Here is a 25461-nt window from a genome sequence, read left to right on the forward strand (position 1 = left end):
GTTTTTAGCATGTTTTTAAACGTGGATAATTAAAAACAATTGCAAGGATTGCGCACACTGCAAGAATCCAGCAATAGTAGATATTGCCAATTAGTTCAACTGGCGAAAGTTTGGCAATTGAACAAGCAAGCAGTAATTGAGCACCGTAGGGAATAATCCCTTGGATTACGCAAGAAAAAATATCAAGTAAAGCTGCACTTCGCTTAGGGTCAACACCATATTCTTTCGCTACTTCACGTGCCATATCTCCTGATAAAATAATCGCAACGGTATTATTGGCAACAAATAAATTTGAGAATATGACCAGAAAACTAATGCCTAATTCACCTGCACGCTGTTTGCCAAATTTGAATAGACGCGTAATCGTATAAATACGTTGAATAAGCCATTGCAAACCGCCTTCTTTTTGCATCAGGGTAGACAAACCACCTAGCAACATGGAAAGTAATGCCACCTCAAACATGCCAACAAAGCCATCATAAATTGAGTTATTGAGTTTTAATAAATCAAATTCAGGTTTTTCAATAAGACCAATCACACCTGACAAAATAACACCAATCATTAATACAGCAAGTACATGTAAGCGTGTAAAGGCAAGAAAAAAAACAGCTAAATAAGGCAAAATAAGCAATAAATCATAATGTTTTGATGGAATTGACTCTGTTTGGTGACTCATCATTACATAAAGCATTAATGTAATGATTGCAGCTGGAAAGGCAATCCACACATTCACCCTAAATTTATCTCGAAGTTCAACATTTTGGCTACGTGTGGCAGCGATCGTTGTATCCGAAATCATGGATAAATTATCACCAAACATAGCGCCTCCCACCACTGCACCTATGGCATAGACAGGTGCTATCTCTGTTGCTTGGGAAAAACCGAATGCAATTGGTGCACAGGCGGCGATGGTGCCCATAGACGTTCCCATTGCTGTTGCAATGAATGCTGCAATAATAAATAACATGGGTAACACAAATTCAGGCGAAATCAGCGAAAGTCCCAACTGTACTGTCGCATCGACACTGCCTATGGCACTGGAGACACTGGCAAAAGCACCTGCCAACATAAATACCATAAACATTAAAATCAAATTTGGATGACTAGCGCCTTGTAGGAATTCCTCAATTGCCGTATTGAGTTTCTGTTTATAAAGTAGTAATGCCAGAATAACAGCTGGAATCGCGGCAATAGGTGCTTTGACTTGATAGAATGCAAATTCTGTCCCGATCATTGAATGATAGAGACCACTCCCGAGAAAGATGATCAAAAATACCAATAGTGGTAGCAAAGCAAGGGCATTGCTTTGTACTTTTTCCTGAGTGTGGGCAGACATAAAAATAAAAAGAAAACTTAAAAATTGCGGGTAGTATAAAGGAGCTGAGCTCATTTCTAAAATCAGCCTCGATGAAGCTAAAATTAGGAAGCTTTGATCATTGAGAAAAAGCTGAAAATATAGATAAATGTAGCAGGGCAGTTGTAAGTAGCAACATTCACTGTTGCAATCACGTCAAACTCTGTTCAATGAACAAAAAATAGCGTTACAATGCAGTGTTCTTGTATGACTACAAACAACTCCTCAATTTATATAAATCAAGGAAAGCATAATCCTATGTCACGTCTTGCCACTCGTTTTGAACAGCTTAAATCTCAGCACCGTAAAGCGCTTGTTTCTTATGTTATGGCAGGAGATCCGCATCCACAAGTCACGGTTCCATTGCTTCATCAAATGGTTGAAGCAGGCGTTGATGTCATTGAGCTAGGACTGCCATTCTCAGACCCAATGGCGGATGGTCCAGTGATTGCCTTAGCTGCTGAACGTGCTTTAGCAGGTGGATCGAGCACACTCGATGCTTTAAATATGGTGAAAGAATTTCGCGAAAAAGATCAAACGACACCCGTTGTTTTAATGGGGTATTTAAATCCTGTTGAAGTAATTGGTTATGAAAAGTTTGTGGCTTATGCGAAAGAGTGTGGTGTTGATGGTGTACTTTTGGTGGACTTACCGCCTGAAGAATCAAAGCAATTTGGCGATGTCTTAAAACAAAATGAGATGGATCAAATTTTCTTACTCGCACCAACATCAACTGATAAACGTATTCAGCATGTTGTAAATCAAGCCAGTGGCTTTGTTTACTATGTGTCGTTAAAAGGTGTGACAGGTGCAGCAACACTAGATACCTCTGAAGCAGCAGCTCGTATTGCGAAAATTAAGAGCATGACTAACGTTCCTGTTGGAGTTGGTTTTGGGATTAGTGATGCAGCTTCTGCAAAAGCAATGGGTCAAGTTGCTGATGCGGTAATCGTAGGAAGTGCTTTCGTTAAATCTTTTGCGACATTGCCAGCAGACGAAGCTGTGCAACAGACGGTGAATAAAGTGAAGGAGCTTCGAGCCGCGCTCGATGAGTTAGTATGAGTCAAGAGTTAACAGCAGGGAAGGTTCTGAGCCCATCAACGCCTTGGACAGAGCGTCAAGTGCCTGGTATTCAAGTTGCGAATGAACAACAAACATTCAAAGCAACATTTACGGAACCAACCATTGAATGTCCTGAATGTCATGCCTTAGTAACACGTACGGCAATGTCATTTAATGCCTACGTATGCCCACAATGCGATGAGCATTTGCGTATGCGCGCACGTGATCGTTTGAATTGGTTCTTTGATCAAGTCAATGCAGAGTTAGGTCAAGAATTTAGTGCGAAAGATCCATTGAAGTTTGTGGATAGCAGACCTTATCCAGAGCGTATGCGTGAAGCACAAGATAAAACTGGTGAAACAGAAGCGTTAGTTGTAATGCAAGGTTCATTAAAAGGTTTGGACTTGGTGGCTTGTGCATTTGAGTTCGATTTTATGGGTGGTTCAATGGGGACCGTTGTTGGTGATCGTTTTATCCAAGCGGCAGAACGAGCAATTCAACTCCATCAACCGTTAATTTGTTTTGCTGCTTCAGGCGGTGCTCGTATGCAAGAAGGCATGTTGTCTTTAATGCAAATGGCACGTACTTCGGCTGCGATTCAAAAAATGAAAGAAGCTCGTGTTCCATACCTCGTTGTATTGACTCATCCCGTCTATGGCGGTGTAACAGCTTCATTAGCGATGTTAGGTGATGTTCATCTGGCTGAACCGAAAGCGATGATTGGTTTTGCAGGTAAACGCGTCATTGAACAAACAGTTCGCGAGAAGTTAGAAGAACCATTCCAACGTGCAGAATATTTGCTTGATCATGGTGTGGTCGATCAAATTGTTCATCGTCATGCATTACGTGATACTGTATATAGACTCGTAGCTAAACTGATGAATTTACCTTGAAACTGGACGCACCACATTCTACAGATACATTAACAACATGGCTCGATTATTGGGGCCATGTTCATGTTACAGGCATTGATTTAGGTTTAGAGCGCGTAATTCCCGTTGCTGAAAAGTTGGGAGTTATGCAACCTCAAGCAAAAGTTTTTACTGTGGCAGGAACGAATGGTAAAGGCTCAACAACAACGACACTCGCTGCAATTTTAAATGCACAAGGTTATAAAGTTGGTTTGTATCAATCACCGCATATTTATCGTTTTAATGAGCGGGTAAAACTTGCTGGGATTGAAGTTGATGATCAAAGCTTAGTTGATGCCTTTGTGTTGGTTGACCAAGCCCGCCGAGAATGTGGTTTATCATTGTCCTTTTTTGAAGCAACCACTTTGGCTGCTTTTCTTATTTTTAAACTAAAACAATGTGATGTCTGGGTACTTGAGGTTGGCTTAGGCGGTCGTCTGGATGTCGTGAATGTGATTGATCCTGATATTGCCGTGATTACCAATATTGGTTTAGATCATGTCGATTGGTTAGGTGACACGATAGAAAAAATCGCTTTTGAGAAAGCAGGGATTATTCGTCCGAATATTCCAGTGGTATTTGCGGGTCAACAACAATTACCCCAAGCGATTCAAGATAAAGTAGCTGAAACTCAAGCAGATCTATATGCGCTGAATCGAGATTATTTTTATCAACTTAATGACGATGGTCAAACTTGGTCATTTGCATCCTCTGGCACAACGCTAAAACTGCCAATCGGTCAGCTTGCATTAGATAATATTTCGGCTGCTGTTGCAGCGGTACTGGTGAGTGGTATTGAGGTCTCTCAGGCAGCGATTGCAACAGGTATTCAGCAAGCACGTTTGCAAGGTCGTTTTGAAATACGGCAAATTCAAGACAAAACAGTGATTTTTGATGCTGGACATAATCCACATGGAGTCGAATTTTTATTGAATCAATTGCGAAAATTCTTAAAATACAATAAACAGTACACAGATGTTGTCGCAGTATTTTCAATGTTGGCAGATAAAGATATCTCGTCTGTCACCGATTTACTAAAAACAACAGTAAAAGATTGGTTTATTGCTAGTTTAAATGTACCTAGAGCAGCCCCATTGCATCAATTACATGATGCATTACAAGGTCAACAGGTATATGAGTACGGTAATATCCAGCAAGCCTTTGAAGATGTGCTGAAGCAAAGTAATAACAATCAGCTGATTTTAGTCTGTGGATCGTTTCATACCTTAGAAGCGGTTTGGGAGTATTTAGAACAATGTCAATGAATAACAAGCAACGCTGGATGGGAGGCGTTGTTCTATTGGGTGGAGGTGTTTTATTGGCAGCATTGCTCCTTAAAGGTAATGACGAAATGGGGCATGACAAAACGCAAACGGCAATTACACACCCAATTCCTAAAACAGAACCTAAAACTCAAACAGCTCAATCGACCCAAGAAGGTGAAATGGTTTCATTACAACCATTAGCCGTAGATGTTGAGACAGAAAAAAGATTGCTTGAAGAACAACGCCGTTCTCGTGAGAAAGCCGTTGCTGAACAAGAAGCACGTGCAGCTGATTTTCTAAAAATGCAACAAGAAGCTGAAGCTGCTGCTGCGCGTAAAGCAGCCGAAGAATACGCTGCAATTAATGCACGCCGTACAGCCGAACAGGAAAGCTCTGATAACATTCCGCCAGAGCTTGGCGAAGATGATAAAGCTAAGACACAACGAGCGACTGAAGAAAAAAATAAATTAGATGAAAAGAAAAAATTAGAACAGCAAAAAGCAGATCAGCAGAAAAGTGATACTGATAAAAAATTAGCGGAAGACAAGCGCAAGGCTGAAGCCGGAAAAAAGTTGGCAGAAGAGAAGCGTAAGGCAGAAGCTGAAAAAAAGGCTGAGGAAGATAAGCGTAAAGCTGACGCTGATAAAAAAGCATTAGAAGAAAAGCGTAAAGTTGAGGCAGACAAGAAAATTGCCGAAGATAAACGCAAAGCCGAAGCTGAGAAAAAAGCAGCTGAAGAGAAGCGTAAAGCTGAAGCTGAGAAAAAATCGGCTGACGAGAAAAAGCGTAAAGCTGATGCTGAGAAAAAAGCCGAAGCTGAAAAGGCTCGTGATCTCATGGAAAATGGAGATAAAAAGTGGATGGTACAAGTGGCATTGGCTGCCAACCAAGCCAATGCAGATGCAGTTGTATCTAAATTGCGTGCCAAAGGTTATAAGGTTACAACAAGCCCGACTTCAAAAGGAATTCGTATCATGGTTGGACCATCGAAGGACCGAGATGTTGCAGATGCAGCACGTAAAAAAATTACCTCTGATGAAAGTTTAAATATGAAATCAGCGTGGGTGATTGATTGGGTTCCACTTGATCAGCGATAACAAAAGATAAACGACGAGATCAAAGCTGGAAAGCGTCTGGTTTTGACCTTGTTACAAGTGTTCTATTTCTGCGGGCAGTGAGTACAAGATGAGTAGCGGCTTTAAGATATTAGAACACTTTATATTTTCAGAGGATTCGAGTGTTAGTGCACTTTCTGGCGCGGCTTGTGTGGGGGATGATCTCTACTTGGTTGGAGATGATGTGGGTTACTTACTCAAAACTGACCGAAAAAAAATCAATCGTGCGACTAATTTTGAAAAAATTCCATTATTTGAACAGCCTAAGCATACGACACTAACGGTATTTAGTAAAAAAACTAAACCAGACTTTGAAGCGCTTAGCTGTATTCGCTTTGACGGACAACCTCAGTTACTAGTGATGGGTTCAGGTTCTACAGAAAATCGAAAAAAAGCATTATTGTATAATCCAGCTGATCATCAGGTTCATGTTTTACTTGATACCTCGGATTATGATTTCTTAGAACATTATTTGGCGTTGACTGGTGGCGCTGATCTCAATATAGAAGCAGTTTGTTCAGATCAAAACAATTTATACATTTTTCAACGTGGCAACATCAATCGTTTTCATGGTGTTTTAGTCTTTGATTTAATAAAGATTCAAAATGGAAAATCATTAGAATGTGCGCTCAAAAAATCATTCAATCTGACATTACCAGAGCTTGAAGGGGTAGCAAGTGGTATTTCTGATGCTTATTTTTTTGTGGATAAAAATCTAATTGTTGCAACTGCTGCGGTTGAGCAAACATTAAATACGTATGATGATGGCGCGGTGCTAGGCAGTTTTATTTTGGTGTTATCGTCTGAGGGAAAAATTTTATTTACACATCTGATTCAGGATTCGAAAGGACAAACTCTTGCTATTAAAGTAGAAGGAATTACATGGTTAGAGTCGACATCCGATGGTGAGGTATTTTTATTGGTCACGGATAGCGATGGTGGTGATTCTGAAGTTTTTAAAATATTACTTAGCAACTCTGTTTTTGCCAATTCTTCAGCTTAGTTCGTATTTCTTAACTTAACATTCAACTTATAAAATTAGGTTTTTTTAAAAGCCCAATAAAAAATGCATAAAACCCAAAAATTAAAGAAACAAATCTTACACGTCTAAGCTCTATTTCTCTAAAAATTGGATTTAATCTAAAACTCATCTCGCAAACTAAATAGATGCTGGATTTGAAAGTTGTTGTTGAATCCATTCTACATTTTCAGGGGTGAAAAGATGGTCAATATTTTTCCAAATGATATGATAGCCGTATCCTCCTTGTTTCATTTCTTTAACCGCATCTTCAATTGCCCAATGCTCAAAAATAATTCGATACATCGCAATTGTGGCACCAGTTCGATCTGAGCCATGATAGCAATGCACTAAAATTTTCTGGTTTTGTTGTTTAGCAGTTTGAATAACACGCATTGCTTCTAACAAGTCTTTACGATTGATTGCCCAAGTATTGATTGGAATGTGTACCAGATTAAAAGGCTGATCTTTTAAAACTATGGCATCTTCATTTCTAGCTCTCAAATTGATAATCGTATTAATTTGATGAGCTTCAAGGCTTGGGATTAAATCAGTACTCGGCTGCTCGCTACGGAAAACATCTGAACTAATTTGATAAAAATTATGGGTGTTAGAAATAAGAGTTCCCCAATTTTGAGGACGTTGGTCTTTTTCTAAACTCGAATGCTGCATACACCCAGAAACATTAAGCGTTGATAAAAGAACAACAGTGATAAGCGCTTTTTTCATATTATTGATAACGATCAAATTCAACAGGATCATGCGCACAAATTAACTCAATACTCGGTTCATGTTGAGCCAGATATTGTAACCGTTTAAGGTTATGTAACCTTTGTCGATTATCTTCTGCCAATAAACGTTCAGTAAGATCTAAGGCTCTCAATTTGTTTTTTGGATTGAGTTCTAAATGGGTGTAATACGCATCACCACAGAATAAAATCCAGCCTTCAGCTTTTTTAATTGCAATACCACAATGTCCAGCAGTATGACCAATCAATGGAATCATTAATATTTCATCTTGGAAAAAAGGAAGACCTTGAACCCTTTTTAAATTAAACCAAGCTTCACCATTTGTATGTTCAGCAAAATTCCAATGACGATGTTGTTTAAATTGTTCAGTTTTATAACGAAATTTACCTTTGGCTGTTAATGTCTGTGTTGCATTAAACTCGGAAGCTAAAATATGCACGGTTGCATTTGGAAAATCAGAAATTCCACCAGCATGATCAAAATCTAGATGGGTCACAAAAATATGTTTTACATCACTCGGGTTAAAACCAAGTCGCTGTATCTGCTGAATGGCAGTTAGTTTTAGGTTGGGTACAATTGAGCCAAATTGAGTCAGTAATGAACCTAGACGTTGTTCAGTGTGCAAATAGTCCTGTGTACCCAAGCCTGTATCAATTAAAACCAGACCTCGATCAGTTTCAATAAGTAGGCAATGACAAACTAGATGTGCTTTCCAGCCTTTCTGTCCAAATAGGGGAGCACAAACAGGGCAGAAGCTTCCGCAATGGAGATGATGGATGTTATAAATCATCGTGATTGTTATTCTATTTTGAAGAGAATTATTTTTATAACGTATCGACTAAAAAATACCAACAACTTTTTATTTTGCGATTTTAAAAGCCTATCAGATCGATAGGCAATGAAGTTTGTTATTCAGATTCAATAGTTTTTTACTGTTCGACTTGCGTTTGTAAAAAGTATTGTTTGTTTCATGTACTACGCACTTCGTTTGTCTTGCGCTGCGTTTGAAGCCTTTAGTCGGCTTCAATCTTTTAACTCACAGCATAGCTGTTTCGACTTGCGTTCGTAACGAGCGTTGCTCGTTTGATCCTCACTCAGGTTGTGGTGTTAAACGTAGGTAAGGTTTCACTGCGGTATAGCCTTGAGGAAAACGTTGTTTAATTTCTTCTTCATCTTTCAACGACGGTACAATGACGACATCTTCGCCATGTTGCCAATTTGCAGGTGTTGCGACTTTATGTTTATCCGTTAGCTGTAGTGAATCCACCACTCGCAATACTTCATTAAAGTTACGACCTGTTGAGGCTGGATAAGTAATAATCAAGCGGACTTTTTTATTCGGATCAATAATGACCAGTGAGCGAACAGTTAAGGTCTCACTCGCATTTGGGTGGATAAAGCCATATAGTTCTGAAACTTTACGATCTTTATCTGCAATAATTGGAAAGTTGACCGTAGTATTCTGTGTTTCATTAATATCTTGAATCCAGCTTTTATGCGATTCAACATCGTCGACTGAAAGTGCAATTGCTTTGACGCCACGCTTTGTAAATTCATCTTTCAGTTTGGCGGTAAAGCCAAGCTCAGTGGTACAAACTGGGGTGAAATCCGCTGGATGTGAGAATAAAATGCCCCAGCTGTCACCTAAAAATTGATAAAAATCAATATGACCGTCGCTAGAGTCTTGTTGGAAATTCGGGGCGATATCACCTAAACGTAATGTCATTTAATTAGTCCTCAATACATTATTGATGTTTTATGTGTGTATTTACTATGCAGGAATAGCTTTATAAATAAAATTATTGTTTTTTCATTTTGTTATGAGAATTTAAGATAATTGAATGTGGTGAAGCTAAAAAATTGATCATAAATTCACACGCAAAGCGATGTAAGTTAAATCCAAATTTGCTACATTAACGCTCTTTAGTTGTGTAATGTCAGAATCGCCTCGCAGTTTTTTTACCTGTTTGGATGCAAAGCCCTTGTAGTTCTTATTTCTGACTCCATAATAACAGCTAAGAAAAAATTACTTATTTAAACAAACAGGATTAGAGAGTTTATTCATGTTGGCAAGTCTGATCGGAGGTATCTTCGGTACAAAAAATGAGCGTGAGCTCAAACGCATGCGTAAAATTGTTGAACAAATTAATGCGCTTGAACCGACGATATCTGCTCTTAGCGATGCAGACCTCTCTGCAAAAACTCCAGAATTCAGACAGCGTTTTAGCAACGGTGAAAGTTTAGATAAATTGATGCCTGAAGCCTTTGCAGTCTGCCGTGAAGCAGCAAAACGGGTTATGGGTATGCGTCACTATGATGTGCAGCTCATTGGTGGTATTACCTTACATGAAGGTAAAATTGCTGAGATGCGTACAGGTGAAGGTAAAACCCTCATGGGTACTTTGGCTTGCTATCTCAATGCATTGAGTGGTCAAGGTGTTCATGTGATTACGGTAAATGATTACTTGGCGCAACGTGATGCTGAGCTGAATCGTCCGTTATTTGAATTTTTAGGTCTTAGCATTGGCGTGATTTATTCAATGCAAATGCCAGCCGAAAAAGCTGAAGCTTATTTCGCCGATATTACTTACGGTACCAACAACGAATTTGGTTTCGATTATCTACGTGACAACATGGTATTTTCTCTACAAGAGAAAAAACAACGTGGCTTAAGCTATGCGATCATCGATGAAGTTGACTCAATCCTGATTGATGAAGCACGTACACCACTCATTATTTCTGGACAAAGTGAAGATTCATCTCATTTGTATCAGTTGATTAATAGTATTCCACCAATACTACGTCCACAGAAAGAAGAAAAAGTGGCTGATGGTGGACATTTCTGGGTAGATGAGAAACAGCGTACAGTTGAAATGACTGAAGTGGGTTACGAGACTGTTGAACAAGAATTAATTCGTATGGGATTGTTGGCTGAGGGTGAGAGTCTTTACTCAGCGACCAATTTGAATTTGGTTCACCATGTGACTGCTGCAATTCGCGCGCATTACTTATATCAAAAGAACGTACATTATATTATTGGCGTAAATCCACAGACTCAAAAAGAAGAAGTCATTATTGTGGATGAAAGTACTGGTCGTACTATGCCAGGTCGTCGTTGGTCTGAAGGTTTGCACCAAGCAGTTGAAGCCAAAGAGAACATGGAAATTCAACCAGAAAACCAAACTTTGGCAACCACGACTTTCCAAAATTATTTCCGACTTTATAAAAAGCTTTCAGGTATGACGGGTACAGCAGATACTGAAGCCGCGGAAATGAAAGAAATTTATGGTTTGGATGTAGTATTAATTCCAACGCATCGTCCAATGGTACGCCAAGATCATAACGATTTAATTTATTTAAATCGTAATGGTAAATACAATGCCATTATTGAAGAGATCAGTAATATTCGTCAAAAAGGTGTTGCGCCTATTTTGATTGGTACGGCAACGATTGAAGCAAGTGAAATATTATCTTCAAAACTGCTGCAAGCAGGGATTCATCATGAAGTTTTGAACGCAAAACAACATGAGCGTGAAGCAGATATTATTGCGCAAGCAGGTAGCCCAAATGCCGTCACGATTGCAACCAACATGGCGGGTCGTGGTACCGATATTTTGCTGGGTGGTAACTGGAAAGCAAAACTTGCCAAAATTGAAAATCCTAGCCCTGAAGACGAAGCTCGTTTACAAGCACAATGGGAAAAAGATCATGAAGATGTGTTAAATTCTGGTGGTTTACATATCATTGGTTCAGAGCGTCATGAATCACGTCGTATTGATAACCAGCTTCGTGGTCGTGCAGGTCGTCAAGGTGACCCAGGTGTATCACGCTTCTATTTATCACTTGAAGATGATTTGATGCGTATCTTTGCGGGTGATCGTGTCGTTGCGATGATGCGTGCAATGGGCTTGCAAGAAAATGAAGCCATTGAGCACAAAATGGTGAGTCGTTCGATCGAAAATGCGCAGCGCAAAGTTGAAGCACGTAACTTTGATATTCGTAAAAATCTATTGAAGTACGATGATGTAAATAATGAACAACGTAAAATTATTTACTCACAACGTGATGAGATTTTGGCAGAAAGTACATTACAAGATTATATCGAAGAGATGCATAAAGAGGTGATGAAAGGGGTAATTGCGAACTTCATTCCACCTGAATCAATCCATGATCAATGGGATATTCCTGGTCTAGAAACTGCTTTACGCACGGATCTAGGTATCGAGCTTCCTGTACAGCAGTGGTTAGATCAAGATCGCCGCTTGGATGAGGAAGGCTTGATTGCGCGTATTTCTGATGAAGTAATTGCACGTTATCGTCAACGCCGTCAGCAAATGGGTGATGAGTCAGCCGCAATGCTCGAACGTCACTTTATGCTGAACTCTTTAGATCGCCATTGGAAAGATCATTTAGCTGCGATGGATTATTTACGTCAGGGTATCCACTTGCGTGGCTATGCTCAGAAAAATCCAGAGCAGGAATATAAGAAAGAAGCATTTAATTTGTTTGTGAACATGTTGGGTATTATCAAATCAGACGTTGTGACTGATTTATCTCGTGTTCATGTACCAACAGCAGAAGAATTGGCTGAGCTTGAAGCACAACAACAACGTCAAGCTGAATCAATGCGTTTATCATTTGAACATGATGATGTAGATGGTTTAACAGGTGAAGTGACGATTTCTGAAGAGAGTGGTAGCTTATCTGGAAATGCAGTATTTCCAGTGCCAGAAAGCCGTAATGCGCCATGCCCATGTGGTTCAGGTTTAAAATATAAACAATGTCACGGTAAAATTTAAAATTTTGACTTAGTTTGTATTCAAATGAAAAGCAGAGCATTTGCTCTGCTTTTTTACGAGAAGTAACTTGTGTCTAGAGCAACTTTGTAGTTTTATTATGAGAATTATCCTCCTTAATTGGATTCGCATTAAAAGCGGGAAGACAATGAAAAAGCCATTACAACTTTTAATTTTAGCGACTGCTGCATTATCTGGCGTTGTACTTGCAGATAACGTTCCTCAAACGACTACGGTCGATAAAGTGCTTGCAGCAAAAGGGGCGACTACTGCTGAGGCGCAGGTTAAACGTGAAGTTACTACTGTGATTAGTCCACGTACAGGTATTCGTTATACTCTCGGTGATACAGGTAATCGTCCAATCGTATTACAAACTGCGGCAATTGCACCAGCAAATTCTGCCAATATTAATCGTATCGTTGCATCGAATCCTGCTTTGTCTGCTAAGAGTCAGGAAAAAGCCAAGATTGCCCTGATTGGTGAGGCTGCGGTTCAGGCGGCAGATATGACGGCCCAAACAGCGAGTGCTCAAGCACCTCAGACAAATCAATAATATTGTTTGGCAATAAAAAAGAGATGTCATTGCATCTCTTTTTTATTTATTGAAAATTTATTATAAAAAGCTCGGCAGTAAGATCAGTCCAATAATCATGCCAAACAGCAGCCATTTAGACACATAATATAGACGACGATTACGTTGTTTTAATTCACGACCATAGGCGTGTACAGCATAGCCATATTTGAAGATACGGTTAATGAAACCAGTTTTATCTTGATCATCATTGGGTGAACTTGCAGCAGACATCACGTTTCGTCCAAACCAATGATTTACTTTCTGTGCCCAACCCCATTTCATTGGACGTTCAATATCGCAGAATAAAATAATACGTGTTTCATCTGTTTGATTATGTGCCCAATGGACATAAGTTTCATCAAAAACAGTGGCTTCACCATCTCTCCAAGAATAACGCTCCTGATCGACTTCAATGAAACAGTCATCGCTATTCGGTGTGACTAAACCTAAATGATAACGAACTGAACCCGCATAAGGATCACGATGTTTCCCAAGATAACTACCAGATGGTAATTCAGTAAACATTGCTGCTTTTACTGAAGGAATACTTTCTAACAAGGCAACTGTCTTAGGGCAAAGTTGTTGAGCTGATGGATGGCTAGCTTGATACCATTTTAAATAAAAACGTTTCCAACCACGTTTGAAGAAGGTGTTAAAACCAGCATCATTATTCTTTTCAGCTGCTTTAATTTGATTTTGTAGCTGGATTGCTTCTTCACGGATTACTTGCCAATTGTCCTGTAATGGTTTGAGCTCAGGAAACTGCGCCACATCAAAGAATGGTTGGTTCGGTAATTTGGAGAAACCAGTCATAAACATATTAACTGGTGCTAGAAATGTCGAATGGTCGAATAATTGTCGAGATGCTTTTAATCGTTCTTTGCCACGATAATAAGTGTATAAAAAACTGACCAAAAATACGGCAACGATAATCACTGCGTACATGAGCACAATCATCTAAAAAAAGGGAGTCGCGTATTTTAGCACAAAAAATATTTAGCGGGAGAGATGTTGTAGCGATTGCAAACAGGTGAGTAGAGTTGCCCGATAAATGGTTTGAGTGAACCTCTCATGACGTTCACTCAATAAGAACATATAGATTAGACTTGGTTATTTACATCATCGTGTTTAGTTTCACGGATGAACAAAAACGCGATTAATGAAAGAATTGACGCTAGACTTAAATACATTCCAACAGCATCTAAACCATAGCTTTCAGCAAGTTTGGTTGCAATGTAAGGGGCAAAGGATGCACCAAATATACCTGCTAAGTTGAAGGTTAATGCCGAACCTGTATAGCGTACTGATGTTGGAAAAATCTCAGAAAGTACAGTTCCAATCGGTCCGTAAGTGAGTCCCATGATTGAGAGACCAATACATAAAAATAGGAACACAAGTAATGGGCTACCAGACCCTAAAAGCGGCGCAAAACAAAGTCCAAATAAGGCTGATAAGATACAGATAGCAACCGATGTATTTTTACGTCCAAACTTTTCAGCAAGAATCGCTGAAACAGGAATGAAAGCTGCAAAGCAAAGTGTTGCGATCAATTGTAATTCAAGGAAATCACCGCGAGCATATCCCAGTTTTGTTGTACCCCAGTTGAGTGCAAAAACAGTTGTGAGATAGAACACTACAAAAGTACAAATCGCAGCAACAGTACCCAAGACCAACATTGGGAAATGCTTCGTCATGACCTCTTTGAATGGGACATTAACTTCTTTTTGTTTGTCTAAAACCTTTTGGAATGCAGGAGTCTCATGCAATTTCAGACGGATATAGAGACCAACCAGAACCAACACCGCACTTGAGACGAATGGAATACGCCAGCCCCAAGTCATGAAATCTTGTTCTGACATAAAAGCATTCAATAATAGGAAAGAACCTGTTGCGAGGATAAAACCAATCGGGGCGCCCAGTTGAGGGAACATGCCATACCATGCACGTTTGCCTTCAGGTGCATTTTCAGTCGCTAGTAGAACAGCACCACTCCATTCACCACCAAGACCGAGACCTTGACCTAAACGGCATAAAGCTAATAGTAAAGGAGCTGCAAGACCAATTTGTGAATAAGTTGGCAGCAAACCGATACAAACGGTTGATATTCCCATTGTCAGTAAAGCTGCGACTAAAGTTGCTTTACGTCCAATTCGATCTCCCAAATGTCCAAAAATTGCGGCTCCGATCGGGCGAGCAATAAATGCAATTGCAAAAGTTGCGAGGGATTTTAGTACAGCGGCACCATCACTACTTTCTGGGAAAAATAAATGAGGAAAAATTAAAACTGCTGCAGTTGCGTAGATATAGAAGTCAAAAAACTCAATCGTGGTACCCACGAGACTGGCAATTAATACCCTTGTTTTTGAATTGCTTGCCACTTCGGGGGTGACAGTCGTAGTACTAGACGACATACGAGACCTTATTTTATTTGATCAAGACACAGAAATATGGACCTGAGAATTCTTTGAATGCAAAGTCTACTCATGAAACTAGTGTCATTTCTTTTGGCCTGTCGACAGGAGTTAAAGCACATAACAGTAGATTGCAAGAAAGTGTAAACCTGCCCCTATTAGCACAAATACATGCCAAATTGCGTGGGTATATCTTACCTTTTTTAAAGCATAAAACAATGTGCCGACAGTATAAGCAAGCCCACCCGCAATCAATAACTGGATTGCTTCTTTTGATAGATAACGTTGCATATCATCCATAACCAACACGGCTAACCACCCCATGATGATATAGGCAGCCAAAGATACTTTTTGAAAACGATGAATCAGGATCAGTTTAAATACCGTCCCAATCAAGGCAATGATCCATAGCGCAATTAATAAATAATGTGCTTTCGCTGTTGGGATTGCGATACTTAGAAAGGGGGTATATGTTCCTGCAATCAGATAATAAATCGCAGTATGGTCAAGTTTTTTATACCAGTAGCGTTTCATTCCATCCTGAGAGAAATGGTAAAGCATAGAACTGCTGAGGAGTAATACAAGACTGAACCCATATACCCATAAACTCATCCATTGTCCGAAAGGTAGTCCATATCCTTTGATAATTAGAAACACCGATGCAATTAGCGCCAGAGCTGCACCAATCCCGTGACTATAGGCATTAATCAATTCTTCTTTGGGATCATAATTGGTTAGAAAATTAGCGTTCATTGAGCTTCTAATAGTATAAAATACAACTGTATCGTAATACAATTTCCCTTTTAAAGTAAGACGCTATAAAATTTAGTTTCTATTTGTCAGGTTTTCACTATGTTTGCGCCCAAATTTTCCTTTGAACAAGAACAGCAATTTTTCTTGGAGATTCAGCAATCTATTGAAAACAATAGTTTTGATCGATTGATCTTGAGTCAATACAAGGGCGAAATGACAGATTTAGAAAAAATGACTTTTCGCATTATTGAACTGCAAAATCAAAGTATGCTGTCCTGTTTATATCATTATAAAACGCAAGATATTACTAAGAATTATCCGATTGAAGAGGGATTAGAGAAAATAGCCGAGCTGTTGGCTCAGTCGAAACAAGCCAATCTATTTACAATGCAGCAAGATATTCAACTGAAAAAAAACAAAAAGAAAGCCATGTTGAATGCACAGAAAAAGCAAATCAGTGTAAACCAAGTTCAACAGCATCACGATCGTGAAAAACATCGATTTGTTCAGCAACAAAGTCCATTTCTTAAACATCTTGGAATTACCGATGAAAAGGCACAACTCATTCCAAGTATGGCGCGCAAGTGGAAACAGATTAATAAGTTTATTGAAATTTTTTCAAATGCTTATGAGCAAATTGATGCTTCTCAACAAGAACTTAATATTGTTGATTTTGGTTCAGGAAAAGGTTATTTAACTTTTGCTTTGTATGATTATTTATTGGAGCAAAATAAAACGCCGTTAATCACAGGTGTTGAACTGCGTTCGAATCTTGTACAGTTTTGCCAAAAAGTTGCAGATGATGTTGGATTTAATCATCTTGATTTCTTTGAAGGCGACGTGCGTAGCTATGCTCCAGAAAAGCTGGATGTCATGATTGCACTACATGCTTGTGATGTAGCAACCGACTTTGCAATTCATACAGGAATTCGTCTGAATGCTTCAATGATCATGTGTGCGCCATGCTGCCATAAAGAGTTGCGACCTCAATTAAAAAGCCCAGAGGTTTTACAACCGATGCTTCAGTTTGGCATTCATGCAGGGCAGCAGGCAGAAATGCTGACAGATACATTGCGTGCTTTGTTGCTTAAGGCTTACGGTTATGAAACTAAAGTTTTTGAATTCGTTTCACTGGAACATACCAGTAAAAATAAGATGATTTTAGCGACCAAGCGTAAAGATGTTCAGCAGCCTGATCCGAAAATTATGCAGCAAATTCAAGCCTTAAAACAGATGTATGGTATCCAAAAACAAAGCTTAGAATTGCTGTTACAAGATCAAATGCCAATCGAAAATTTAGGTTGTAAGTGCTAATTAAGCTGAGATCGAGATGTTTAGAGTCCAAAGTGGTCACTGGGATAAGTTAGAGCAAGACGCAAAGTTCATTCGAAAACAAGTTTTTATAATTGAGCAGAACATTCCTGAAGAAGAGGAGTGGGATGATCAAGATATGATTTCAGATCATTTTGTTGTCTATGATCAAGATCAACCAATTGCGACTGCGCGTTTATTACAAAACAATAGTGTAGGGCGTGTGGCTGTACTCAAAGCTTATCGCGGACAAGGAATTGGACGTATGATTATGTTAGAGATTATTCGGCAAGCACATCAACAAGATCGAAAATTTCTTCAGTTATCTTCACAAGTTCACGCCATTTCATTCTATGAAAAATTAGGATTTTCGATACAAGGGGATGCATACGATGAGTGTGGAATTCCTCATATAAAAATGCAGTTGGTGATTGAAACTAAAAATCACTGAAACGAAGATTTAGATCATAACTTGCTCGATCGATGATCAGATCGAGCTAGTTATATTTCTTTATTGGTGTTGCTGATGTTGGGTTTCAACCTCTGAGCTTGCTTGAGCGTTTTCTTGAGTTATTGCTTTTTGTTGTTCTGCTGCTCGCTGCGCTCCAGGCATATAATCTGGTTCATTGCTCATAGCTAAGTAGAAGAAACTGAGAAAAATTGTACTAAGTACCCCAACGATAATGACAAATTTCCAACCTAATACGGTTTCACTTGAATCGTTGTGAGAGTTTGAGCGATTACTCATAGAAAATTCCAAAAATAAAATAAATAAAAAACTTGCTAGAACACCATCATTTAATCAATTTGATAAAAAGCCTAAACATTATATGGTTTTATAGTTTGTTTTGGGCTATCTGATGGTTTGTATTATTGATTGAAACTTGAAAGTTGATTCGCAAAAAAGAATAGTCTGAAATTAATATTTAGGGCTAAATTTAAGCGATTATTTAGAATAAGATATGATTTAAATAAGTTTCCAAGTCTTCAATATTATAGTATTCAAAGACTTGGAATAGGCGTGATGATTATAGGGCGTTCCAATCTTCAATAGCTTTGAAGCCTGTTTCTAGACCAATATCATAACTATAACGAATCTTGGCTTTATTCTTGGTGAGTCGACCCGCCATATGTTTTAAGTCGGGTGGGCAAACCTCCAATATTTTTTGTTCAGATGCTGTTCTAACAAATTGAACAGATTCATTATAGCGTTGCGTTCTTGCTAATAAACTTTTGGCAAAACCATGTCGTTGCTTGAATGCATACCTTGCAAGTAGTTGATCACCTTTACTACTGGCTTTGTAGTAATGTTTGGGGCGAGTTCTCAGTACCATGAGTTTAGATACATTGGCTTGTTTCGCCGTCCAAAGTACGGGGAGAGCATCTGCGACTCCGCCATCAAAGTAGGGTTCACCAAAAACTTCTACTGCTTGACGGGTAAGCACAGGAATAGAACTTGATGCACGTAATCCATCGAGAATGTTGTCTTTGGAGGCTTTGATATATGTTGCATCTCCTGAAATAGCATGGGTCAATACCATGTAGAACTCAGGATGATTGGCAAATAATTGAGCTTGATTAAGTGGATTTTCTTTTTCAACCACTTCCCACATCCATTTCAAATCAAGTAAGTCACCACCTTTGAAGAAGCGTCCATAATGAATGAATTCAGATCGAAGAGAATGATCTAGATAGATTTGTAGGGTGCGACCTTGTTGAGCTGCGAGGTAATTAGCGACATTGGTAGAACCAGATGAAACACCAACACAAAGATTAAATGGATTAAATTGTTGCAGTAAAAATGCATCTAAGACACCGCTGGTAAATGCGCCGCGCATTCCACCACCTTCAACGACCAGTGCTTGACGATTTTGGTGAAGCATTCAATATCTCGAATAGGATGATAGATCCCTGTTTAACACGGATTTATCATCTTCGACAAGAATACTTTAGTGATTGTGTTGCTGATGCTCGCTATGTTGAGCTTCGCCATTTGCTGGAGATTGTGACATTTCAGCTGCTGCCGCTGCTTTTTTTTGATTCATTGGCATATAGTCAGGCTCATTATTTATGGCTAAATAAAAAATCACCATAAAGATAAAGCTTAAAATGCAAGTGATGATCAGTGCTTTCCAACCCCACGGCGAGGTTTCAGGACATAATTTCTCAGACATAAGACAAATTTCCAAACGACAAAAAGTAAAGCAGAATTGGTATATTTATAGCACAATTTGTGATGGATTCGACGTAATTCGGTTTTATATCAATAAATACAAAAAAGCTCATATCAGTTAAAGAAACTGATATGAGCGTAAAGTGAAGAGAGTGAAAAAATTATTGAATAATTTCTTTCTTCTGCGCTTTGTCTTTTAACAATTGTGGTGGATTGAAACGTTCACCATATTTAGCAGCCAATTCTTCTGAACGTTGTAGTGATTTTTCAATCCCATTTTGATTTAGGAATTGAATTGCACCACCAGTCCATGGAGCAAAACCGATTCCAAAAATTGAACCGACATTGGCATCAATTACTGATTCTAGAACACCTTCTTCATAGCAGCGTAAAGTATCCAGCGCTTGAACAAACAAGAAACGATCAATCATATCTTGTTCAGAAACATCGTTGTCTTTTGACCAGCGGCTGAGCCCATCCCACAAATGTTTTTTGCCATTTTCAGGATATTCATAGAAGCCTGCACCCGCTGCCTTACCTTTACGATTCAGCTCGTGAATCATGGTGTGAACCACTTCATCTACAGGAGTTTTTGGTAATTCCTTACCCTCAGCCTGTAGGGCTTTACGGGTTTCACTCGCAACATGTTCAGTCAGAGTTAAAGACACTTCATCCTGAATCGCAAGTGGGCCGACTGGCATACCTGCCTTGAGCGCCGCCATTTCAATTTTGGCTGGATGAACACCTTCAGCAAGTAGGCGCATACCTTCCTGAATGAATGTACCAAAGACACGGCTGGTAAAGAAACCACGGCTATCATTCACCACAATTGGCGTTTTAGCAATTTGTTGTACAAAGTCATAAGCCTTCGCCAATGTTTCAGCAGAAGTTTCTTTGCCTTTGATGATTTCGACCAATTGCATTTTATCTACAGGGCTAAAGAAGTGTAAGCCAATAAAGTTTTTGGTATCTTTACTTGCTGTGGCTAGACCTGTGATTGGCAGGGTAGACGTATTCGATGCAAAGATTCCACCTTCAGCTAAATACTGTTCAGCTTCTTGAGTCACCTTAGCTTTGAGTTCTTGATTTTCAAATACTGCTTCAATAATTAAATCACAGCCTTGTAAATCAGCTGCATCAGCGGTTGCAGTAATCAGTGCTAACACTTGATCGCGTTTTTCCGCTGACATACGACCCTGTGAAACACGTTTATCAAGTAGCTTTTGCGAGTAAGCTTTGCCTTTCTCTGCATTTTCAACAGATACGTCTTTGAGTACGACAGGAATGCCTTTGATTGCGGTTGAGTAGGCAATCCCTGCACCCATCATGCCTGCACCTAAAACACCGACTTTCTTCGCTTGCCATTTAGCAATTTCAGTAGGACGACTCGCACCTGATTTAATTGCATTTAGACCATGCCAAAACGTACCGATCATGTTCTTGGAAATCTGACCTACTGTCAGTTGTGTAAAGTAACGTGACTCGATACGTAAAGCGGTATCCACATCGACTTGCGCACCTTCAACCGCAGCCGCCATGATTGCTTCAGGGGCAGGGTAGCAGCCTTTGGTTTTGTCACGTAGCATTGCAGGAGCAATCGCAAGCACTTGTGCAACCGCAGGAGTGCTTGGACTGCCACCCGGGATTTTGTAGCCTTTCACATCAAATGGTTGCTGTGCTGCTTTTGTAGAAGGTGGATTAGCTTTGACCCAAGCAATGGCTTTGTCTAACAGCTCTTGTTCATTCTCGGCGGTGTCATGTACCAAGCCGAGAGATTTTGCTTTATCGACACCAAATTGCTTACCTTCCATGAGAAAAGGAAATGCATTTTGTAAGCCGAGCAGACGCACCATACGGACGATACCACCACCACCTGGAAGTAAACCTAAAGTCACTTCAGGTAAACCAAATTTAGTTTTTGGATCATTGATCGCAATACGATAATGACAACCTAAAGCGATTTCCCAGCCACCGCCAAGCGCAGTACCGTTTAAAGCTGCAACAACAGGCACACCTAAAGTTTCGATTGTACGTAAGTCACCTTTGAGTTTTTCAATCATCTTGAAAAATTCAGTGGCATGTTCAGGTTGTACCTGAATCAGCTCATCTAAGTCACCACCAGCAAAGAAGGTTTTCTTAGCTGAACGGAAAATAATACCTTTCAGATCAGTTTCAGCTTTCAGTTTTTGACTGACTTCATCTAAAGCATCACGGAACTCTGCATTCATGGTATTTGCAGATTGACCCGATGAATCAAGGGTAAGAATTACAATATTGTCAGCGTTTTTTTCGTATTTAATAGCGCTCATGTTGTTCTCCTTACACCAACTCGATAATGGTAGCGATACCCATACCACCACCGACACATAATGTTGCTAGACCACGTTTTTTACCTTGACGCTCTAATTCATCTAACAAAGTTCCTAGAATCATGGCACCAGTTGCCCCTAATGGATGTCCCATCGCAATCGCACCACCATTGACGTTGACTTTCTCAGCAGGAACTTTCAGTTCTGTAATAAAACGCATTACCACAGCTGCAAAAGCTTCATTCACTTCAAATAAATCAATATCGTTGATGCTCAAGCCTGCTTTTTCTAATGCTTTACGTGCAGCAGGGGCAGGACCAGTCAACATAATGGTTGGATCTGTACCGACTAATGCAGTTGCAAGCACCTTGGCACGAGGTTTTAAACCTTGCTCTTTGACTGCTTTTTCAGAAGCCAATAACACCACCGCAGCACCATCGACGATACCTGATGAGTTACCTGCATGATGGACGTGATTGATTTTTTGTGCTTCAGGATACTTCTGTAATGCAACTGCATCGAAGCCCATTTGTCCCATCATTTCAAAGCTAGCATTCAGTTTTGCTAAACCTTCAACGGTGGTTGTCCCTTTGATAAATTCGTCTTTTTCTAAGATTGTTACACCTGCATGATCTTTCACAGGCACTACGGATTTATCGAAATAACCATTTGCTTGAGCCGCAGCGGCCTTTTGTTGTGAACCCACTGCAAAAGCATCTACATCTGCACGGCTATAACCATCTAAAGTTGCGATTAAGTCTGCACCCACACCTTGTGGTACAAAAGATGATTTTAAATTGGTTTCAGGATCAAGTGCCCATGGTCCACCATCTGAACCCATCGGGATACGTGACATTGATTCTACGCCACCCGCAACCACAACATCTTCCCAGCCTGAACGAACTTTTTGTGCTGCCAAGTTCACCGCTTCTAAACCAGAAGCACAGAAACGGTTGATTTGTACGCCAGCGACATCATCATTCCAACCTGCAGCAATCGCAGCAGTTTTGGCAATATCCCCACCTTGATCACCAATCGGTGTCACACAACCGAGAACGATATCATCGACTTTAGATGTGTCGAGTTGATGGCGTTGTTGTAATTCATTCAATAATGTTGTGAGTAAAGTAATTGGTTTTACTTCATGTAATGAGCCGTCTTTTTTTCCTTTTCCGCGTGGTGTGCGAATGGCATCAATAATATAGGCCTCGCTCATAGGTGTTCCTTGTATTGCCTTAAATTAAAATCATTGTGCTTCGAGTGTACTCAATTTAAGTGTCAGTGCAATGATGATAAACATTGGTAAGTTTGATGTTTTTCGCCAATTCAGTTCACTATTGAATAGTTGAAATATTTAGTAAAATGCATGTCCATAATTCAACATAATTTGCTTGATGAAATTTATTAATATTATTGGTACTACGGGTTCTGGCAAATCTACGCTGGCTCGAAAGTTGGCGGAAAAATTAAAAATACAATATATCGAACTGGATGATTTGCTATGGCTAGATGATTGGCAAGAATCTTCAAATGATGCATTTTTTTGCAAACTTAAACTGAGTATGGATGCAGCATCAACGGGATGGGTGATCGATAATCTTTATTCACGCAGTATTGATATGATTTGGTCTGACGTGGATACGGTCATTTGGCTAGATTATTCTTTTTCTGTTAACTTTTATCGTCTTACTAAACGGACTTTGTGGCGTATTTTAAGTCGTGAGCGATTATGGAAAAACTCGAATAATAGAGAGAACTTGAAAATGGTATTCTCCCAAAAATCGATTTTTTTATGGATGTTTCAGAAATATCCACAAAATAAGAAAAGGTATTTAGCGATGATGAATAACCCTAAATACCAGCACATACGATTTATTCACCTAACTTCGCCTCGGAAGACAGCTGCTTTCTTAAAACAAATAAGTGGTGATTGATAATTAGCATTAAAATCAGGGTATTGGCTATATTTTTTCAAGATAATGTTTTGGCTTTACGGCTGTAATACTTGTAATTAGATTACTTATCAATGAGTTTTTGCAAAAAACCTCTTTAAAAAAGCAGATGAAAATCTGAGATTAAACTATTGATTAGATAAATTTAGATGAAAGAATTGACTATATTCAGATTCATTATATTGAGCAAAGGCTTCACCCTCTACGAAACCAAATTTCTTGTATAGACTAATTGCTGCATCAAAGTGGGAGTCTTTTCCTGTTTCTAAACTCACTTTTTCATAGTTGTTATGTTTAGCAATTTTTAAAAGATAATCGAGTAAGTGTGTCGCTACACCTTGACGTAGATGTTGGGGATGAGTCCGCATCGATTTAAGTTCAGCATGATAGTGGTTAAGCTCTTGAATCGCACCACAACCAAGAAGCTGATCATCACGCCAAAGTGTATAAAATCGAATGGAGTCTTTTTGTAGGCTGCTGAAATCGAGTGCAAAACTATGCTCAATAGGTGTGTTCTGATGCATGCCGTGCAAATGAATGCGTATGAGGTCTTGAACTTGAGGGTCTGAAAAATCGCCTTTTTTGATTATCATTATTTATCGTGATTGTTGAGGAATATAGTGGATTAATACCATATTTTTCAACAAATGTTCAACTTTTTAGGGTTGAACACTTTGTCTGATTTAAGTTAATTGTGATGTCCATGCAACTGGCGATATAAACCTGGGGTAACGCCTGTCCATTTCTTGAAGGCACGGTGAAAAGTGCTGGTTTCACTAAAGCCAACCTGTTGAGCAACATCTTCAAGGGTAAGGTTTGGTGTTAATAATAAATGAATTGCAGCATCACGACGTAAGGCATCTTTGACCCCTTGATAACTTTTACCTTCTGCTGCCAAACGACGACGCAATGTTTGAGGTGATAAATACAACATTGATGCAACATCATTGAGGGTTGGCATTTCTTCACCAATTTGGCTCTTCAATACATCTCGGATACGTGAAGTGAGTGAGTTGGTATTCTTGAATTTTACCAGTAATTGTGCAGGTGCCGCTTTCAAAAACTCTTCTAAGGTTTTGTCATCTTGGCGTATTGGTAAATCTAGATAATCAGCAGCAAATGTGATTTCCGTACGTTGTGCATCGAATTGCATCACAGGCGCAAAGAACAGCGCATCATATTCATCGGCGTGGTTAGGGCGTTCATAGCCAAAATGAACACGTTCCAGTGGCAGGCGGCGTTCGATTAACCATGATGCAAGTCCATGCCAAATCATCAGCATGCTTTCAGTAATAAAATGATCAGGGTCAAGCGCTTTAGGAATGTGAGGCACTAAACGTGCTTCATGCTTGTCACGTTCCAAGCTTACCGACCATTCATCTCCAAACAATTTATAGAACTGGGAGGAGAGTTCCAGTGCCTGTCCAAGTGTTTTCGAATGTATGATTAATTGGCACATAATGGCAAATGTACCTAAACGACGAGGCTGTACATCAAAACCTACGTGTTCATCTTGAGTGACCATCCATAACATTTTGACAAAACGAGTATATTGCTCAGGGGAGATTCGCGCTTTGGGTTGACGCAGCAGTTCTGCCTCAATTCCAACATGTGAAAGTAATGTTTCAACGTCCATGCCAAGGCGTTTAACACCTGTTAAAGCCGCATTCACGAAGTGGATGCTGATCGTATCACGGCTCATATTGA

24 protein-coding genes are annotated in these 25461 nt (G+C 39.5%); 10 read left to right on the top strand and 14 right to left on the bottom strand.

Going from position 1 to position 25461, the window contains the following annotated elements:
• Window positions 1–4: 4 nt before the first annotated feature.
• The gene (locus tag M5121_RS07865; protein WP_249570844.1) at window positions 5–1336 is read right to left on the bottom strand and encodes a Na+/H+ antiporter NhaC family protein; all 1332 of its coding nucleotides are present in this window, start codon (window positions 1334–1336) and stop codon (window positions 5–7) included.
• A 276-nt stretch (window positions 1337–1612) separates the two neighbouring features.
• Here M5121_RS07865 and trpA point away from each other — a divergent pair, with 276 nt between their 5' ends.
• The 5 genes from trpA to M5121_RS07890 all read left to right on the top strand — a co-directional run bounded on the left by trpA (window position 1613) and on the right by M5121_RS07890 (window position 6710).
• Complete coding sequence (trpA, locus tag M5121_RS07870; protein ID WP_249570845.1) at window positions 1613–2416, top strand: tryptophan synthase subunit alpha; 804 nt, start codon at window positions 1613–1615, stop codon at window positions 2414–2416.
• Complete coding sequence (gene accD, locus M5121_RS07875; RefSeq protein ID WP_249570846.1) at window positions 2413–3309, top strand: acetyl-CoA carboxylase, carboxyltransferase subunit beta; 897 nt, start codon at window positions 2413–2415, stop codon at window positions 3307–3309. The genes trpA and accD overlap by 4 nt, the downstream gene beginning before the upstream one ends.
• Complete coding sequence (gene folC, locus M5121_RS07880; RefSeq protein ID WP_249570847.1) at window positions 3306–4592, top strand: bifunctional tetrahydrofolate synthase/dihydrofolate synthase; 1287 nt, start codon at window positions 3306–3308, stop codon at window positions 4590–4592. The genes accD and folC overlap by 4 nt, the downstream gene beginning before the upstream one ends.
• Window positions 4583–5689, top strand: coding sequence for an SPOR domain-containing protein (locus M5121_RS07885; RefSeq protein ID WP_249570848.1), 1107 nt, complete (start codon window positions 4583–4585; stop codon window positions 5687–5689). The genes folC and M5121_RS07885 overlap by 10 nt, the downstream gene beginning before the upstream one ends.
• 88 nt (window positions 5690–5777) lie before the next feature.
• Window positions 5778–6710, top strand: coding sequence for a DUF6929 family protein (locus M5121_RS07890; protein ID WP_249570849.1), 933 nt, complete (start codon window positions 5778–5780; stop codon window positions 6708–6710).
• Window positions 6711–6866: 156 nt separating this feature from the next.
• Here the strand turns inward: M5121_RS07890 and M5121_RS07895 are convergent, their stop codons facing one another.
• The 3 genes from M5121_RS07895 to M5121_RS07905 all read right to left on the bottom strand — a co-directional run bounded on the left by M5121_RS07895 (window position 6867) and on the right by M5121_RS07905 (window position 9201).
• On the bottom strand, window positions 6867–7454 hold the full coding sequence (locus M5121_RS07895; RefSeq protein ID WP_249570850.1) for a dual specificity protein phosphatase family protein: 588 nt from the start codon (window positions 7452–7454) through the stop codon (window positions 6867–6869).
• Window position 7455: 1 nt separating this feature from the next.
• The gene (locus M5121_RS07900) at window positions 7456–8265 is read right to left on the bottom strand and encodes an MBL fold metallo-hydrolase (protein WP_249570851.1); all 810 of its coding nucleotides are present in this window, start codon (window positions 8263–8265) and stop codon (window positions 7456–7458) included.
• A 300-nt stretch (window positions 8266–8565) separates the two neighbouring features.
• A complete protein-coding gene (locus M5121_RS07905; protein WP_004664755.1) occupies window positions 8566–9201 on the bottom strand; it encodes a peroxiredoxin in 636 nt (211 codons plus the stop codon).
• Window positions 9202–9538: 337 nt separating this feature from the next.
• On the opposite strand from M5121_RS07905, the gene secA reads away from it, so the two are divergent.
• On the top strand, window positions 9539–12274 hold the full coding sequence (gene secA, locus M5121_RS07910; protein ID WP_249570852.1) for a preprotein translocase subunit SecA: 2736 nt from the start codon (window positions 9539–9541) through the stop codon (window positions 12272–12274).
• 145 nt (window positions 12275–12419) lie between these two features.
• Window positions 12420–12824 carry a hypothetical protein gene (locus M5121_RS07915; RefSeq protein ID WP_249570853.1) on the top strand — a complete coding sequence of 135 codons (405 nt, stop codon included), beginning with the start codon at window positions 12420–12422 and terminating at the stop codon, window positions 12822–12824.
• Between the two features lie 60 nt (window positions 12825–12884).
• Here the strand turns inward: M5121_RS07915 and lpxO are convergent, their stop codons facing one another.
• The 3 genes from lpxO to trhA form a co-directional block, all read right to left on the bottom strand.
• Entirely contained in the window at window positions 12885–13790 is a 906-nt protein-coding gene (gene lpxO, locus M5121_RS07920; protein ID WP_249570854.1) for a lipid A hydroxylase LpxO, read from the bottom strand.
• 155 nt (window positions 13791–13945) lie between these two features.
• Entirely contained in the window at window positions 13946–15256 is a 1311-nt protein-coding gene (locus M5121_RS07925; RefSeq protein ID WP_249570855.1) for an MFS transporter, read from the bottom strand.
• 111 nt (window positions 15257–15367) lie between these two features.
• A complete protein-coding gene (gene trhA, locus M5121_RS07930; protein WP_004950465.1) occupies window positions 15368–16009 on the bottom strand; it encodes a PAQR family membrane homeostasis protein TrhA in 642 nt (213 codons plus the stop codon).
• A gap of 99 nt (window positions 16010–16108) precedes the next feature.
• Here trhA and M5121_RS07935 point away from each other — a divergent pair, with 99 nt between their 5' ends.
• Complete coding sequence (locus M5121_RS07935) at window positions 16109–17323, top strand: class I SAM-dependent methyltransferase (protein WP_249570856.1); 1215 nt, start codon at window positions 16109–16111, stop codon at window positions 17321–17323.
• 16 nt (window positions 17324–17339) lie between these two features.
• On the top strand, window positions 17340–17771 hold the full coding sequence (locus M5121_RS07940) for a GNAT family N-acetyltransferase (RefSeq protein WP_125272098.1): 432 nt from the start codon (window positions 17340–17342) through the stop codon (window positions 17769–17771).
• Between the two features lie 60 nt (window positions 17772–17831).
• Here the strand turns inward: M5121_RS07940 and M5121_RS07945 are convergent, their stop codons facing one another.
• The 5 genes from M5121_RS07945 to M5121_RS07965 all read right to left on the bottom strand — a co-directional run bounded on the left by M5121_RS07945 (window position 17832) and on the right by M5121_RS07965 (window position 23018).
• Window positions 17832–18068 (bottom strand): hypothetical protein, encoded by a 237-nt coding sequence (locus tag M5121_RS07945; protein ID WP_099949106.1) that lies wholly within the window; start codon window positions 18066–18068, stop codon window positions 17832–17834.
• Window positions 18069–18348: 280 nt separating this feature from the next.
• Window positions 18349–19203 carry a patatin-like phospholipase family protein gene (locus M5121_RS07950; protein WP_249570857.1) on the bottom strand — a complete coding sequence of 285 codons (855 nt, stop codon included), beginning with the start codon at window positions 19201–19203 and terminating at the stop codon, window positions 18349–18351.
• 66 nt (window positions 19204–19269) lie between these two features.
• Window positions 19270–19494, bottom strand: a complete 225-nt coding sequence (locus M5121_RS07955; protein WP_004908835.1) for a hypothetical protein — start codon at window positions 19492–19494, stop codon at window positions 19270–19272.
• Window positions 19495–19654: 160 nt separating this feature from the next.
• Window positions 19655–21802, bottom strand: a complete 2148-nt coding sequence (locus M5121_RS07960) for a 3-hydroxyacyl-CoA dehydrogenase NAD-binding domain-containing protein (RefSeq protein ID WP_249570858.1) — start codon at window positions 21800–21802, stop codon at window positions 19655–19657.
• A gap of 10 nt (window positions 21803–21812) precedes the next feature.
• Complete coding sequence (locus tag M5121_RS07965; RefSeq protein WP_249570859.1) at window positions 21813–23018, bottom strand: acetyl-CoA C-acetyltransferase; 1206 nt, start codon at window positions 23016–23018, stop codon at window positions 21813–21815.
• 178 nt (window positions 23019–23196) lie between these two features.
• On the opposite strand from M5121_RS07965, the gene M5121_RS07970 reads away from it, so the two are divergent.
• Window positions 23197–23736 (top strand): AAA family ATPase, encoded by a 540-nt coding sequence (locus tag M5121_RS07970; protein ID WP_249570860.1) that lies wholly within the window; start codon window positions 23197–23199, stop codon window positions 23734–23736.
• Window positions 23737–23882: 146 nt separating this feature from the next.
• Here M5121_RS07970 and M5121_RS07975 read toward each other — a convergent pair whose 3' ends face one another.
• Together M5121_RS07975 and M5121_RS07980 are read right to left on the bottom strand one after the other, a co-directional pair.
• Entirely contained in the window at window positions 23883–24347 is a 465-nt protein-coding gene (locus M5121_RS07975) for a GNAT family N-acetyltransferase (protein WP_249570861.1), read from the bottom strand.
• Window positions 24348–24442: 95 nt separating this feature from the next.
• Window positions 24443–25456, bottom strand: a complete 1014-nt coding sequence (locus tag M5121_RS07980) for an AraC family transcriptional regulator (RefSeq protein ID WP_249570862.1) — start codon at window positions 25454–25456, stop codon at window positions 24443–24445.
• Window positions 25457–25461 lie beyond the last annotated feature (5 nt).

This window comes from Acinetobacter sp. ANC5681 (assembly GCF_023488045.1).
Taxonomy (GTDB): domain Bacteria; phylum Pseudomonadota; class Gammaproteobacteria; order Pseudomonadales; family Moraxellaceae; genus Acinetobacter.

What these genes read in the sequence shown, in the direction of transcription:
- M5121_RS07905 (WP_004664755.1), bottom strand. Translation starts at nt 9,201, where the DNA reads ATGACATTACGTTTAGGTGATATCGCCCCGAATTTCCAACAAGACTCT.
- M5121_RS07945 (WP_099949106.1), bottom strand. Translation starts at nt 18,068, where the DNA reads ATGAGTAATCGCTCAAACTCTCACAACGATTCAAGTGAAACCGTATTA.
- M5121_RS07925 (WP_249570855.1), bottom strand. Translation starts at nt 15,256, where the DNA reads ATGTCGTCTAGTACTACGACTGTCACCCCCGAAGTGGCAAGCAATTCA.
- M5121_RS07975 (WP_249570861.1), bottom strand. Translation starts at nt 24,347, where the DNA reads ATGATAATCAAAAAAGGCGATTTTTCAGACCCTCAAGTTCAAGACCTC.
- M5121_RS07950 (WP_249570857.1), bottom strand. Translation starts at nt 19,203, where the DNA reads ATGCTTCACCAAAATCGTCAAGCACTGGTCGTTGAAGGTGGTGGAATG.
- M5121_RS07940 (WP_125272098.1), top strand. Translation starts at nt 17,340, where the DNA reads ATGTTTAGAGTCCAAAGTGGTCACTGGGATAAGTTAGAGCAAGACGCA.
- M5121_RS07980 (WP_249570862.1), bottom strand. Translation starts at nt 25,456, where the DNA reads ATGAGCCGTGATACGATCAGCATCCACTTCGTGAATGCGGCTTTAACA.
- M5121_RS07915 (WP_249570853.1), top strand. Translation starts at nt 12,420, where the DNA reads ATGAAAAAGCCATTACAACTTTTAATTTTAGCGACTGCTGCATTATCT.
- M5121_RS07960 (WP_249570858.1), bottom strand. Translation starts at nt 21,802, where the DNA reads ATGAGCGCTATTAAATACGAAAAAAACGCTGACAATATTGTAATTCTT.
- accD (WP_249570846.1), top strand. Translation starts at nt 2,413, where the DNA reads ATGAGTCAAGAGTTAACAGCAGGGAAGGTTCTGAGCCCATCAACGCCT.
- M5121_RS07970 (WP_249570860.1), top strand. Translation starts at nt 23,197, where the DNA reads ATGAAATTTATTAATATTATTGGTACTACGGGTTCTGGCAAATCTACG.
- M5121_RS07900 (WP_249570851.1), bottom strand. Translation starts at nt 8,265, where the DNA reads ATGATTTATAACATCCATCATCTCCATTGCGGAAGCTTCTGCCCTGTT.
- lpxO (WP_249570854.1), bottom strand. Translation starts at nt 13,790, where the DNA reads ATGTACGCAGTGATTATCGTTGCCGTATTTTTGGTCAGTTTTTTATAC.
- M5121_RS07885 (WP_249570848.1), top strand. Translation starts at nt 4,583, where the DNA reads ATGTCAATGAATAACAAGCAACGCTGGATGGGAGGCGTTGTTCTATTG.
- M5121_RS07895 (WP_249570850.1), bottom strand. Translation starts at nt 7,454, where the DNA reads ATGAAAAAAGCGCTTATCACTGTTGTTCTTTTATCAACGCTTAATGTT.
- M5121_RS07865 (WP_249570844.1), bottom strand. Translation starts at nt 1,336, where the DNA reads ATGTCTGCCCACACTCAGGAAAAAGTACAAAGCAATGCCCTTGCTTTG.
- secA (WP_249570852.1), top strand. Translation starts at nt 9,539, where the DNA reads ATGTTGGCAAGTCTGATCGGAGGTATCTTCGGTACAAAAAATGAGCGT.
- M5121_RS07965 (WP_249570859.1), bottom strand. Translation starts at nt 23,018, where the DNA reads ATGAGCGAGGCCTATATTATTGATGCCATTCGCACACCACGCGGAAAA.
- M5121_RS07955 (WP_004908835.1), bottom strand. Translation starts at nt 19,494, where the DNA reads ATGTCTGAGAAATTATGTCCTGAAACCTCGCCGTGGGGTTGGAAAGCA.
- trhA (WP_004950465.1), bottom strand. Translation starts at nt 16,009, where the DNA reads ATGAACGCTAATTTTCTAACCAATTATGATCCCAAAGAAGAATTGATT.
- M5121_RS07935 (WP_249570856.1), top strand. Translation starts at nt 16,109, where the DNA reads ATGTTTGCGCCCAAATTTTCCTTTGAACAAGAACAGCAATTTTTCTTG.
- M5121_RS07890 (WP_249570849.1), top strand. Translation starts at nt 5,778, where the DNA reads ATGAGTAGCGGCTTTAAGATATTAGAACACTTTATATTTTCAGAGGAT.
- trpA (WP_249570845.1), top strand. Translation starts at nt 1,613, where the DNA reads ATGTCACGTCTTGCCACTCGTTTTGAACAGCTTAAATCTCAGCACCGT.